Source organism: Halorussus litoreus, from assembly GCF_003382685.1.
Lineage (GTDB): Archaea > Halobacteriota > Halobacteria > Halobacteriales > Haladaptataceae > Halorussus > Halorussus litoreus.
On record NZ_KZ859515.1, the window covers coordinates 46,738 to 59,186 of the forward strand.

Annotated in this window: 10 protein-coding genes and 1 tRNA gene; 9 read left to right on the plus strand and 2 right to left on the minus strand. The window is 66.0% G+C overall.

Annotated elements, in window-relative coordinates; genetic code table 11:
• The first annotated feature begins 840 nt into the window (after nucleotides 1-840).
• The gene (locus DPQ64_RS18710) at nucleotides 841-2,790 is read left to right on the plus strand and encodes a BGTF surface domain-containing protein (RefSeq protein ID WP_157971636.1); all 1,950 of its coding nucleotides are present in this window, start codon (nucleotides 841-843) and stop codon (nucleotides 2,788-2,790) included.
• A 241-nt stretch (nucleotides 2,791-3,031) separates the two neighbouring features.
• Nucleotides 3,032-4,021 carry an archaeosortase A gene (gene artA, locus DPQ64_RS07565; protein WP_198662045.1) on the plus strand — a complete coding sequence of 330 codons (990 nt, stop codon included), beginning with the start codon at nucleotides 3,032-3,034 and terminating at the stop codon, nucleotides 4,019-4,021.
• 607 nt (nucleotides 4,022-4,628) lie between these two features.
• On the opposite strand, the gene dph5 is transcribed toward artA, so the two are convergent.
• Nucleotides 4,629-5,444, minus strand: coding sequence for a diphthine synthase (gene dph5 / locus DPQ64_RS07570; RefSeq protein ID WP_115863748.1), 816 nt, complete (start codon nucleotides 5,442-5,444; stop codon nucleotides 4,629-4,631).
• A gap of 440 nt (nucleotides 5,445-5,884) precedes the next feature.
• On the opposite strand from dph5, the gene DPQ64_RS07575 reads away from it, so the two are divergent.
• From DPQ64_RS07575 to DPQ64_RS07605, 7 genes are all read left to right on the plus strand, one after another.
• Entirely contained in the window at nucleotides 5,885-7,195 is a 1,311-nt protein-coding gene (locus DPQ64_RS07575) for a cation:proton antiporter (protein WP_115863749.1), read from the plus strand.
• An 82-nt stretch (nucleotides 7,196-7,277) separates the two neighbouring features.
• Nucleotides 7,278-8,315 carry a class I SAM-dependent methyltransferase gene (locus tag DPQ64_RS07580; RefSeq protein ID WP_115863750.1) on the plus strand — a complete coding sequence of 346 codons (1,038 nt, stop codon included), beginning with the start codon at nucleotides 7,278-7,280 and terminating at the stop codon, nucleotides 8,313-8,315.
• 61 nt (nucleotides 8,316-8,376) lie between these two features.
• A tRNA-Thr gene (locus tag DPQ64_RS07585) sits at nucleotides 8,377-8,451 on the plus strand.
• Between the two features lie 121 nt (nucleotides 8,452-8,572).
• Entirely contained in the window at nucleotides 8,573-10,036 is a 1,464-nt protein-coding gene (locus tag DPQ64_RS07590; RefSeq protein ID WP_115863751.1) for a M20/M25/M40 family metallo-hydrolase, read from the plus strand.
• 91 nt (nucleotides 10,037-10,127) lie between these two features.
• Nucleotides 10,128-10,799: a nitrile hydratase subunit beta gene (gene nthB, locus DPQ64_RS07595; protein WP_115863752.1), complete on the plus strand. Its 672-nt coding sequence runs from the start codon at nucleotides 10,128-10,130 to the stop codon at nucleotides 10,797-10,799.
• Between the two features lie 36 nt (nucleotides 10,800-10,835).
• Nucleotides 10,836-11,453 carry a nitrile hydratase subunit alpha gene (gene nthA / locus DPQ64_RS07600; protein WP_115863753.1) on the plus strand — a complete coding sequence of 206 codons (618 nt, stop codon included), beginning with the start codon at nucleotides 10,836-10,838 and terminating at the stop codon, nucleotides 11,451-11,453.
• Entirely contained in the window at nucleotides 11,450-11,893 is a 444-nt protein-coding gene (locus DPQ64_RS07605) for a nitrile hydratase accessory protein (RefSeq protein WP_115863754.1), read from the plus strand. The genes nthA and DPQ64_RS07605 overlap by 4 nt, the downstream gene beginning before the upstream one ends.
• Nucleotides 11,894-11,955: 62 nt before the next feature.
• Here the strand turns inward: DPQ64_RS07605 and DPQ64_RS07610 are convergent, their stop codons facing one another.
• Complete coding sequence (locus DPQ64_RS07610; RefSeq protein WP_157971637.1) at nucleotides 11,956-12,234, minus strand: hypothetical protein; 279 nt, start codon at nucleotides 12,232-12,234, stop codon at nucleotides 11,956-11,958.
• Nucleotides 12,235-12,449 lie beyond the last annotated feature (215 nt).

Consider the following 12,449-nt stretch of genomic DNA (forward strand, 5'->3'; position numbering starts at 1 on the left):
TTTAAATTGGTAACGAGAGCGAGAGGAGCAACACCGGATTACGCAACGGCCGATTACGGCCGCTGAGGGCCGTGAGAAGCGTTGACGACCCTCTTGCGAGACCACAAAGCATTTATAACCGCGGCTTAACCCTTTGAGTGTACCCCTACCCATGGTGGCAGTAGTAAGTACAGACGGCCCACGCCCGGTGCGGTGCCGGGTTGCCGCGAGGGCCAGCGGAAAGATGCTGTCGCCGACCGAACAAACAACCAAACCATGACAAGCAAAACAGACAAGGTTCGTGGCATATTCCTTGCTGCACTGTTGGTCGTCTCTGTGTTCGCCGCGTCCGCACCGGTGAGCGCATACAACCAAGAGAACGCAGTCGGGAACGCAAGTGTCACGTTCAGCGATCAGATGTCCGACGGGACAGTGACAGTCGAAGTTGGTAGCATAGATGGAAGTGTCTCCGGTGCCCAAGTTGCAGTCTTCACCGAGGGCGGGTTTGACAGCGCTAGTCAAGCCTCTGACGCACTGGCCACCACTGGCACAAGTGCTGACTCAGTCGAAACCCTAGACATTGGCAGTGCCAATGTTAATGACGGAGATACGTACGTTGCTGCTATCATCGACGACAGCGACACCCTGCTGGACTCCGACACTGCAACCCTAACGGCTGCTTCGGTAACGCAGGATAGCGTCGTCTTCCAGGGTGAAACCTACTCCTGGAACGCAAAAGCTGACGCTGGGACGGGAGACGGCAATTCGGCTTACGACAATACTGCCGATACTCACTCGTACGTCCTGCGCTCGGGTAGCACCGCAGATGGTGCGGACAATAGCTACGAGCGGGACCTGAACGTGGGCCCGAACGGCTGGGTCACGATTGACACGTCTGACCTCGACGGTCAGTACTACGTCACCAACAACGGTGCGGGTACGGCTGACGTGTCGTTCGAGGTTGCGTCCCAGAAGATGGACGCGGAGTTCGCCTCGGACAGTGTGACGACCGAGGGTTCGGTCGACCTCGACCTGACCTCGTCGAGTAACAACTACGTGGCCAACATCTCGGCCGACGGCCTCGACGAAAGCGAACTCGACACGCTCTTCGATGGTGACGCCGAGGAAGCCGGCGGTGACAGTGACGGCGCCATCCAGAAGAAGATCACCAACACCGACACGACGCTGAGCGCCGACTTCGGCGCCTCGGAAGTCGACACGGGTAACTACACGTTCACCGTGGGCACGACGACCACGGCCGCCGAAGACACCGCGAACATCACGGTCAAGGAGCCGGGCGACATCGAAGCCCAGCTCTCGGGCGACACCGTCTACCAAGAGCGCGGTGACGTTGCCGAATTCAACGTCTCGCTCGCCAACACCAAAAGCGCGAACGTCACCATCGGTGGGACGGACGTCAACTGGAAGGTCAACTTCACCGCCATCGACAACGACGAGGATGGCTACGTGGTTGTCCAGCTCAACACCTACAACACTGACGAAGGCATCGACAGTGACGGTGGGACCGCGAACGTGAACCAGAACATGGTGACGGCCGAATCCGGCAGCATTAGCTTCACCGAGTACCCCAACACGGACGACGTCGACATGGGGACCCACACGTACGACGGTGACACGTGGACCCAGGGCGGTCTCGACAACCCGATCGCGACGGGTTCGTACACGGTGACGGCCGCAACCAGCGCTGACTCGACCGACTCGAAGACCCAGCTCGTCGTGAACGAGCCATCGCTCGAGAGCGTCGACATCTGGACGAAGCCCAGCGCCGACAGCACGCCTGACGAATTCGACGAACTCAACGAGCACTTGACCGAAAGCAGCACGGTCGCGTACGACGACTACGCGATCGTCGAAGCCCAGGCGTCCGGTATCTACGGCTTCCTCGACAGCGACGCCACGGTGGCCGACCTGAACGCGGACCCGAACGCCAACATCGATGGCGTTGATGACACCACCCGGCAAGGTCTAAACGTCACGCTGACGCAGACGAACGCCGGCGCGAACGTGAACGGCGACGTCGTCTACGGCCAAGATGCTGAGTCGGTCCTGGTCGACAGTGAGAACAACACGTTCTACGTGGTGTACAACACTGGCGACGGTGACTTCAGCGCAGGCGACGAGTTTGCGGCGAACGTCAGCCTCACCGGCGGCACGGACGGCTACAAGCTGCTGAGTGCTGACAGCGACGAAGAGGTCAGCGGTGACCTCTCGGTTGATGCACGGGAAGTCAGCTTCTCGAACATCAACGACTCGGACGTCATCGAGATCCCCGCGAGCGAGAACGCGACTGTCAGTGGCGAGACCAACCTCGCGCCTGGCACCGAGTTCAGCGTTGACGTCGAGACCAGCAACGTCCTCGAGAGCACGTCGGTCGAAGTCACCGACGACGGCATGTTCGAGACTAGCTTCGACTTCAGCGAGATGAGCGTCGGCACCGAAGCGACGGTGAGCGCATCGAACGCGGGTCTCACTGACGCTAACTCGGACGTCATCGACGCGATGTTCGTCGAGCAGACCGACGAGCCCGCGACGACGACCGAGACGACGGAAACGACCGAGACGACGGAAACGACCGAGACGACGGAAACGACCGAGACGACGGAAACGACCGAGACGACGGAAACGACCGAGACGACGGAAGAGACTGAGCAGACGACCGAAGAAACGGAGGAGACCACCACCACGGAAGAGCCTGACGACAACGGTGGCGGCATCCCCGGCTTCGGCATGATGGTTTCGCTTGTCGCACTCGTCGCGGCAGCGCTGCTGGCTCTCCGCCGCAGCAACTGAATAGCTGACTAACCACCGAACCCTTCCGGGTTCGATTCGTTTCGCGGTTCCATTCTTTCGGACGCTACGTCGGATAGCGACGGCTCCGCGCGACTATCTGTGGGAAGCTACCGATGCGGAACAACCGGCACGGAAACACCAGCGTGGAAACGCCGCGTTTCCTCGCCGGTAAGCCGCGGGTAACGCTCTCAGCTCCGAGCCGTCAACTCTTTATCGCGGGCGCGCTTTCGTCCGTACAACCGTGACTACGCCGCTGCCGGACGAACTCGCGTGGCTCACCGGGTCGACCGACGCGCTCGCGTGGCTCGTCGTGGGACTGTTCGTCGCCGCCGTCGCGCTCGACTGGTACGACGGCGACCGGGGCGTGGGCCGGGCACGCTACCTCGCGGCCGCTGCGTGGGTCGTCTTCGGCGTGTTCTGGCTCGTGCTGTTCCCACACTTCGCGTTCGTGCAGCGCAGCTTCATCGAGGGCGCGCTCAGCCTCGCGGCGCTGCCGGCGTGCCTGTACGCCGCCTACCTGCTCGTGGACGGCCGCGAGACGCTGTTCTTGCTGTCGCGAGCGGTCGCGTTCATGGGCCTGATCTACCTGCCGTTCTCGTTGCTCTTCCCCGCGAAGTCGGCGCTCATCGAACTCGTGACGTGGCAGGGCGAGATCGTGATGGACGCGCTGGGCTACGGCGCGGACTTGCACGTCGTCGAGCGCCAGGAGGTGACCGGCGGCGACGGGATCATCCGCGGGCAGTACCTCTTCCCGAACGACCAGTTGGGTGACTTCAGAGTCGACGTCCTGCTGGCCTGCACCGGCCTCGGGAGCATGGCCATCTTCGGCGGGCTCATCGCCGCGGTGCGGGCACCCATCCGGCGCAAACTCCGAGCGCTCGCCATCGCGGTGTCGGTCATCTGGGTGCTGAACCTCGCTCGCGTGGTGTTCATCACGCTCGCCTTCAGCCAGCAGTGGCTCCAGATCTTCGTCGACCCGACGATGGCGCTGGTGGGCTACGACAATCCCAACATGGTGTCGTACTTCATCTCCGACCGCATCATCGCTCAGAGCCTCTCGGTGGTCGCGCTGGTGGGCATCGCGTGGGCGGTCGCCCGCGAACTCCCCGAGTTGCTCACCGTCGGCGAGGACGTGCTGTACATCGCCACCGGTGACGAGTACGACCTCCACGAGGCGGTGAACGCGAAGGCCTCGGAGACGGCTGTTCGGGCCGACGGTGAAGGCGACTAATTCGAGGATCGAAGCGTCTTCTCTGCGATTCCCATTTCTACTCGTCTGGCGTTGCGTTCGGCGACTTTTCGTGTCTCCTTGGATTACTTTCGACTCCGGCGCGCGCGAGCAACGCGCGCGAGGTCTTCGGGAGCGTAGCGACCGAAGGCTCGTCGGAGCTTGTCTCCGACGGTGGACGAGTGGGCGAAGCGAACGATGAGGCTGGGGAGGTGTGAGGTTGCGGCGACTCATGTGTATCAGCAATAGCTAGCTTCACTGTAACTTCTCTGGGAGTGGACGAAATCATAGCTAGCTACTGCTTTCGCCTCGGCGTGACCGCAACAGCACCGCAGCCTCAGACCTCCCCAGCCTCCCGCGTTGCTCACTTCGTTGTCTCCGAAAATCACAGATTTTCGGGATGACGAGAGAGCTTCGCTCTCTCGAATCACGCTACTCGTCCCTCGCACGCTTTGGCGCGAGATGAACTCGCGCCGTGGGAGCAGAGCTCCCACGAGCCTGCGCTCGGTTCTCTCGCGCAGACGCCAGCGCGCGCCGGGGTGGAGTGACGAGAGTAGCGCACGCCCGTCGAAAAGAGCAGCTATCGAAGCGAGGGAGAAAATCGCCTGTACTACTCTCCCTCGACCAATTCCTCGGGCGCATCGCCCAGGGTTTCCAACGCGTCCGCCTCGACGTGGTGGAGGTCGCCCGGAACCACGAGCAGGTGGAGCGGGTCGCCGAAGTCCTGGTCGGCCAGCGCCGACAGCCGGTCGGCGACGACCAGTGGTTCGGGACTCCCGGCGCGGGCCACCACGACCGCCAGCACGTCCTCGTAGTCGTCGGCCAGCACTCGGGCAGCGTGGTCGGCGGTCATGTACTCCTCGCGCTCGTCGTCGTGGCTCGACGAGCCCTGACGACTGCTCGGTTTGTCGACCTTGATGTCCAGATAGACGAGCGTGTGGAGCCCGCGCTCGCGGTTCTCGTCGAGCGCGTCGGTGACGCTCGCTGGCACACCGTCCGCGCCGTGGGCGTAGTCGAACGGCAGCGTGGTCGCCTTGCCGAACCGGTAGTTCTGGAGGCCGGTCAGCCCGCTGGCGGCCGACTCGGCGGTCGGCGCGTGGACGACCCTGGTGTCGATGCCCCGCTCCTCGGCACGGAGCCGCAGGTCGACGTGCGTGGTCGAGATCATCGTGTCGCCCGCGGTGAGGAAGGCGGCCTCGCCCTCGGACGCGGCCCGGAGGATGGCCTCGGGGTCCTGCTCGACGCCCGCGCGGTCCCGGACCTCGATCTCGGCGTCGTGGTAGGCTTCGAGGTCCGCGACGCTCGCGCCGAGGAGCCGGCTGGTGTAGAACTCCGCGAAGACTTGGTCGGCGTCCCGCAAGGCCTCCCGCCCCTCGACCGTGATGGAGCGCTCGTCGTAGAGCCCGAGCCCGATGAACGTGAGCATGCCGACGACTACGGGTCGGATGCGGCTATAGCCTTTCGAGTCGCGCCTCGCGTTCGCGGTTGCCGTAGCGTTTGCTGGTGTGGTGGCGGTTACGAGTGCGGATGCGGGTGCGGTCGCGGTTGCAGTCGCTGAAGCAGTTGCGGGTCCGGTCACCGTCGCGGTCGCGGTTGCGGTTCTCACGGGTTCAACGGTTGCTCCGTCCGATGATTCTGTGCGAATCGTCTTCGAATGCGCAACGGCAACCGCGACTGCCTCCGCAACGGCGACCGCCGGTATTCTTGAGCCTGTGAGGACCGCAGCCGCAGTCGCAACCGCGATTGCCACCCACGCCACAGCAATCGCAACCGCCACCGCAACCGCGACAGCAACAGGATACGTTCCGAATACGTCTTTCAACGCCCAACGGAATTTTACGTCGAAGTAGCGTAGCCCGTGGTCGAATGGCTGCCTACGAAGCCGCACTCCTACTCGTCGGTATCGCAATCTTGGGAGCCGTGGTGCTACCGCGGGTGCTCTCGGACAAGCCCATGTCGTTTCCGCTGATCTACGTCGTCGCCGGAATCGCGCTGTTCTCGCTGCCGCTCGGGGTCGAGATTCCCGATCCGGTCGAGCACGGCGACCTCGCCGAACGCCTCACCGAGTTCGTCGTCATCATCGCGCTGATGGGTGCCGGGCTGAAGCTCGACCGACCGTTCGACTTCCGAGCGTGGTCGAACACGTGGCGACTGCTCGCCATCACGATGCCGCTGACCATCCTCGCGACCGCGGTGCTCGGCTGGGGCGTGCTCGGGACGCTGTTGCCCACCGCCGCGCTGCTCGGCGCGGTCGTCGCGCCGACCGACCCGGTGCTGGCCTCCGACGTGCAGGCCACGCCGCCGACCGAGGAGGTCGACGAGGAGGCAGACCCCGACGAGCAGGAGGGCGAGGTCCGATTCACGCTCACCTCCGAAGCGGGGCTCAACGACGGGCTGGCGTTCCCGTTCACCCACTTCGCCATCGCGATGGCCGCGGCCACGGGAGCCTCGACGCTGGACTGGGTCGGCGAGTGGTTCCTCGTCCACTTCCTCTACGAGATCGTTGCGGGAGTCGTGATGGGGTATCTCGCCGGACAGGTGCTCGCGCGCCTCGTCTTCAGCGAGGCGGTCACGACCCAGCTCGGCAAGGTCATGGAGGGCGCGGAGGCGCTGGCGGTCACGCTCATCGCGTACGGCGCGACCGAGGTCGTCCACGGCTACGGCTTCATCGCGGTGTTCGTCGCGGCGCTCGAACTCCGCCACTACGAGTGGGAACACGAGTACTACGTCGCGCTCCACGACTACGCGGTGATGATCGAACGCATCGTGATGGCGACCGTGCTGGTGCTGTTCGGCGGGGCCATCGCCGGCGGCCTGCTCGCGCCGCTGACGCCCCTCGACGTTGCGGTTGCGCTCGTGATCATCTTCCTCGTCCGACCGGTGGCGGGCATGATCGGGCTCTTCGGCACCGCGATGTCGTGGAGCGAGCGCCTCGTCGTCTCGTCGTTCGGCATTCGGGGTATCGGCTCCTTTTACTATCTGGCGTTCGCGCTCAACGAGGCGTCGTTCGGCGAGATCGAACTGCTCGTCGCCGCGGAGAAGCTCTGGGCGCTGGTCGGGTTCATCGCGCTCACCTCCATCGTGGTCCACGGCATCTCTGCCAACGCCGTGATGAACTGGATGGAGCAACAACGCGAAGTCACGTCGACGACGGAGTCGCCGGCCGACGCGCCGTAGTTTCGTCACGGGTGGGTACGGTTCGACCCGTGACGCGGGACCGAAGCGTCACGCTTACCGCGCCGCTCCGGCAAGTGGCCGTATGGAAACGCCGTGCGTGCGCGTCGAGCGCGAGCGCGGCGAGGAGACCCGTCGGCGACTCGCCGACGCCGACCTCCTCGCCGAGGAGTTCGAGATCGAGGTCGCGGAGGGGTACCTCTACCTCCCCGTCGCGGACCCCGACGCCGTGCCCGAGGACCTGCCGGTCGTCGCCCGCGAGGTCGGCGCGCGCGACACGCAGGACACGCCGGATGAACTGCTCGGTTTCGAGCCCTCCTACGAGCGCCTCGGCGACGCGGTCATCCTCGACGAGGACGACCCCGAGCGCGCCCGCGAGATCGCCGACGCGGTGATGGCCTCGGACCTGCCGGTGAGGACGGTGCTGAACCGCGACTCGAAGGTCAAAGGTGAACTCCGCGTCCGCGACTGGGAGGTGCTGGTCGACGAGGGAACCGAGGCGAGCGAAGCGAGCCGAGGGCCGGAAGACGCGTCTTCCGGGACCGAGACGGTTCACCGCGAGTACGGCAACGAGTTCCTGGTCGACGTGGCGGAGGTGTACTTCTCGCCCCGGCTCGCCACCGAACGCCACCGGGTCGCAAAGCAAGTGAGCGAGGGCGAGCGCGTCTTCGACATGTTCGCGGGCGTCGGCCCCTTCGTCGTGCCCATGGCCGAGCGCGTCGGCCCCGAGGGCCGGGTCGTCGGCGTGGACCTCAACGAGCGCGCGGTCGAGTACCTCCGAGAGAACGCCCGCCTGAACGGCGTCGACAAGCGCGTGACCGCGATTCAGGGGGATGTCCGAGACGTTGCGCCCGACTACGCCGACTGGGCCGACCGCGTGGTGATGAACCTGCCCCACAGCGCCGACGAGTTCCTCGACGCGGCGGTGACGCTGGCGGGCGACGACTGCGTGCTCCACTACTACGACATCCAGCACGAAGACGACCCGTTCGGCCCGGGCGAGGCCGCCATCCGGGCCGCCGCGGAGCCGGAGTACGAGGTGACGGTCGAGAATCGCCACGTCGTCCGGTCGTACGCGCCCCACGAGGTGAACGTCTGTCTCGACGTGCGACTGACTCGCTGACGGCACGGCGTTTCGCAACTCTTATCTTGTCCGTAGGAGGTAGTAAGAAGTACACCGTAGTGCCGGTGTAGCTCAGACTGGCTAGAGCGATTCCTTCGTAAGGAATAGGCCGAGGGTTCAAATCCCTCCACCGGCTTCGACCGATTTCTCGGCCCGGCGTTTCGACTTCTGTCTCCTGAGTACTGATACCGACATCGGCAGTCGAATCTGCCAGCCCGAAACTGCTTTACGCTACTTGCGGATTGGTTCCAGATACCATGCCAGCCACGTCAGACCGACAGGCGGTCAGCGAGCAGGTAGCGGACGACTTCGAGGACCACGTCGAGCGGCTCCAACGCGTCATCAGACAGCCGACGCTCAGCGTCGACCGCGTGGGGCTCGAAGAGACCGCGGAACTCGCGGTCGAACTCCTCGAGGAGACGGGTTTCGACGAGGCGGAACTCGTCGAGACCGCGGGCGTGCCCGGCGTCTGGGGCTACTCCGACGAGGGAGCCGAGAAGACCGTGGTCACTTACGGGATGCTCGACACCCGGCTCGTGACCGACGAGGACGACTGGGACTACCCGCCGTTCGGCGCAGAACGGACCGAGATCGAGCCGTACGGCGAGGTGGTCGTCGGGCGGGCCACCGCGAAGGCGGCGTTCGTCTCGTATCTCGACGCGCTCGCGTCGGCCCGCGAGGCGCTCGGGAGCCTCCCGGTGAACGTGATGGTGCTCGCCGAGGTCGAGGAGCTGGTCGGGAGTCCGCACTACTACGAGATGCTCGACCAGTACGACGACCGCGTGGCCGAAGCCGACGCCTGCTTCGATCCCGCACTCGCGCAGACCGAGCGGGGCGACGTGACCGCCGCGCTCGGGTACAAGAGCGGCGTCTACTTCGACCTCGAGGTCTCGGGCGAGGCGTGGGGCCGCGGGCCCGCGAACGGTGACCTCCACGCGATGAGCAACGCCGCAGTGGACGCGCCTGCATGGCGACTCGTCGACGCGCTCGCGTCGCTCACCGAGGAGAACGGCACCGAGATCTCGGTCCCCGGGTTCTACGACCAGCACGAACCGGCGACCGACGAGGAGCGCCGGGAGCTCCGCGACCTGATCGACGAACTGGGCATCGACGACCCCATCGAGGCGGTCCCGGGCGTCGCTGCGGGGCCGGGCGAAGTGGCCCGACTCAAAGACGACCTTCAGGAGGACCCGGAGGAAGCACTGGTTCAGGCGCTTTACGGCGTCGAATCGTTCAACCTCCAGGGGCTGCGCTCGGGCTTCCTCGGCCCCGAGACGAACACCGAGCGGTTCCGGCTTCCGGACCGCGCCACCGCGTCCTTCGACGTGCGCCTGCCGCGGGGCTACGACCCCGAGGTGGCGCTCGGCCAGATTCGGGACCACCTCGACGCGGAGGGGTTCGAGGACGTGGACCTCGACGTGCTGGGAATCCACCGCTGGTCGAAGACCGACAGGGACGCCGACCTCGTGACCGCGGTCGAGGGCGTCCTGACCGACCGCGGCGCGGACCTGACCCTCTGGCCGTACACCGCCAGCGGCGTCCCGTGGGCCGCGTTCGCCAGTCGATACGACGTGCCCGTGCTCCACGGCGTCGGCCTCGGCCATCAGGGCACCGACGGGCCTCACGAGTTCGTCGCCCTCGACGGCACCGACCAGACGGCGAGCCTCGCCGAGGCGGAAGTCGGCGTCTACGAGATGCTGGCCGCGTACGCGGAAATCTGACGCGCCGTCGCGCGGGACTCCGTTTCCCGCTCGACCGTCCCGAGTTACCGATTGGCGAAGGATTTTCACCCGCTGGGAGCGACGGAGGCGTATGGACGGCATCCACGACGTTGGCGGGATGGACGGGTTCGACGACCTCCCGCCGGACGAGCCCGACGACGCGTCGCCGTTTCACGAGGAGTGGGAGGGCCGGGTGTACGCGCTCTGGGTCGCCGCCATCGCGAGCGGCGCGTTCGACCTCGACGAGTTCCGGTACGCGCTGGAGCGACACGACCCCGCGTTCTACCTCGAAACGCCGTACTACGAACGCTGGCTGGCCGGGGTCGAGTCGCTGCTCCTCGACGCCGATGTCGTCGACCGCGAGGAACTGGCGGACCGTGCGGCGGCATTCGAGCGCGGGGAGGCCGAGGTCACCGACACGCCCGGCCCGTCACTGGACGAACTCAGTGAGGGCGTCGCCGAGGTGTACCAGACGGCGCGCGAGCCGGTCGACCCCGCCTTCGCGCCCGGCGATGAGATTCGGGTTCGGAAGTGCCATCCCGACGGCCACACCCGGTGTCCGCAGTACGTCCGGGGCGTCCGCGGAACGGTCGAGGCCCACCGGGGAACGCACGTCCTGCCGGACGCGAACGTTCGGGGCGACGAGCGCGCGGAGCCGCTGTACAACGTCCGGTTCGACGCCGCCGACCTCTGGGGCGACGAGCACACCGACGCCGACGGCGTCCACCTCGAACTCTGGGAGAGCTATCTGACGGAGCCGTGACGGCTTCGGTCCGAATACAAGAAAATTCACGCAACCATGACCGACACATCTGATTCCGCATCCGAGACGACCGACCTTCGAGACCGCGACCCGGAGGCCCGCGCGAGGGCGCTCCAGTCGCTGCTGACCGAGAAGGGACTGTTGAGCGCCGACGCGGTCGACGACGTCATCGGGACCTACGAGGAGGAGATCGGCCCCCAGATCGGCGCGAAAGTCGTCGCGCGCGCCTGGACCGACCCCGAGTTCGAGGAGCGCTTGCTCGACGACGGCATCGCGGCGGTGGCCGAACTCGACGTACAGGTCGACGACGAGGTGATGGAACTCCGCGTCGTCGAGAACTCGCCCGACACGCACAATCTGATCGTGTGTACGCTCTGCTCGTGCTATCCGTGGGCGGTGCTCGGCCTCCCGCCGACGTGGTACAAGACGCCGGCGTACCGCTCGCGGGCCGTCGACGAACCCCGCGCGCTGCTCCGCGAGGAGTTCGACACCGAGATTCCCGACGACGTTTCTCTCGAAGTCTGGGACAGCAACTCGGAGATCCGCTACATGGTGTTGCCCCAGCGCCCGCCCGGAACCGAGGGCGCGAGCGAAGACGAACTGCGGGAGCTGGTCACCCGGAACGCCATGATCGGCGTGGAGCGGCTCGCATGACCGATTCGACTTCCGAGCGCGACTCGACCCCCGAGCCCGGCGACGACGCCCCGACGTTCGACGCGCCGTGGCAGGCCCGCGCGTTCGCCCTCGCGGTCACGTTGACCGACGAGCGCGACGACGAGGCGGTCTCGTGGGACGAGTTCCAGCGCCGCCTCGTCGCGGAAGTGGACGCGGACACGGCGGGTACTGGCGCAGAGAGTAACGACAGGGGGAGCGACGACCCCGAGGCGGTCTACTACGACCAGTGGCTGGGCGCGCTCGAAGGATTGCTGGTCGACCGGGGACTGCTCGACCCGGGCGACCTCGCGGCGCGGGTCGAAGCGTTCGAGGCGGGCGAGCGCGACGGCCACGAGTTCGTGGAGGGCAACCCGCACGCGCACGCCGACCGGTTGCCCGAGGGCCACGCGGACGGCAGTCATCACGATCACGGCCACTGAAGCGCACGTCGTGTAGCGGCCGTAATCGCCGGATCTGCTCAAAAACCACGCCGAAAATCGGCTTATAGCTTCACGCAGACGCCGGTTCCGGGCACGCAGACGGTGCGCGTCCAACCGGCGCGGCGTCGCGTCCGGTAGAAGCGCCGGAACTTCCGGATGGAGAGCCAGAGCGCGCCAGCGAGGGCGACAACCCCAGTCGCCGCGACGGGATAGAGGGCGGCGAGCGTCAGCGCGATTCCTGCGAGCGTGAGCAATGCTGCGGCCACGAGCGTGTAGCCGAGGCTGTGCATCGAAGCCGGGTCCAGGTGGCGGCCTGGATCGTGGGTCTGTGCACGTCTCATTACAGATAGACGTAGGAGCGGCATCGCCATAAGTGTAAGCTGAACTATATTTCTGTAATCGTGGCTACTGAACTCCGTTCCTGTATCACAAACGACGTTTTCGGGCGGGCGGCTCGCGAGTAGATGGCTCCCCGTGGTCGTGGGGGGGGGGGGGGGGGGGGGCGCCCCGGGCCCCCCCCCCCCCCCCCCCCCACCCCAAGAACAGAACCCCCCCC

Bases quoted from the DNA above. Each gene is read 5' to 3' on its own strand.
- dph5 (WP_115863748.1), bottom strand. From the start codon at position 5,444: ATGCTCACGTTCATCGGGCTCGGGCTCTACGACGAGCGCTCCATCACG.
- DPQ64_RS07575 (WP_115863749.1), top strand. From the start codon at position 5,885: ATGGCTGCCTACGAAGCCGCACTCCTACTCGTCGGTATCGCAATCTTG.
- DPQ64_RS07580 (WP_115863750.1), top strand. From the start codon at position 7,278: ATGGAAACGCCGTGCGTGCGCGTCGAGCGCGAGCGCGGCGAGGAGACC.
- DPQ64_RS07590 (WP_115863751.1), top strand. From the start codon at position 8,573: ATGCCAGCCACGTCAGACCGACAGGCGGTCAGCGAGCAGGTAGCGGAC.
- nthB (WP_115863752.1), top strand. From the start codon at position 10,128: ATGGACGGCATCCACGACGTTGGCGGGATGGACGGGTTCGACGACCTC.
- nthA (WP_115863753.1), top strand. From the start codon at position 10,836: ATGACCGACACATCTGATTCCGCATCCGAGACGACCGACCTTCGAGAC.
- DPQ64_RS07605 (WP_115863754.1), top strand. From the start codon at position 11,450: ATGACCGATTCGACTTCCGAGCGCGACTCGACCCCCGAGCCCGGCGAC.
- DPQ64_RS07610 (WP_157971637.1), bottom strand. From the start codon at position 12,234: ATGAGACGTGCACAGACCCACGATCCAGGCCGCCACCTGGACCCGGCT.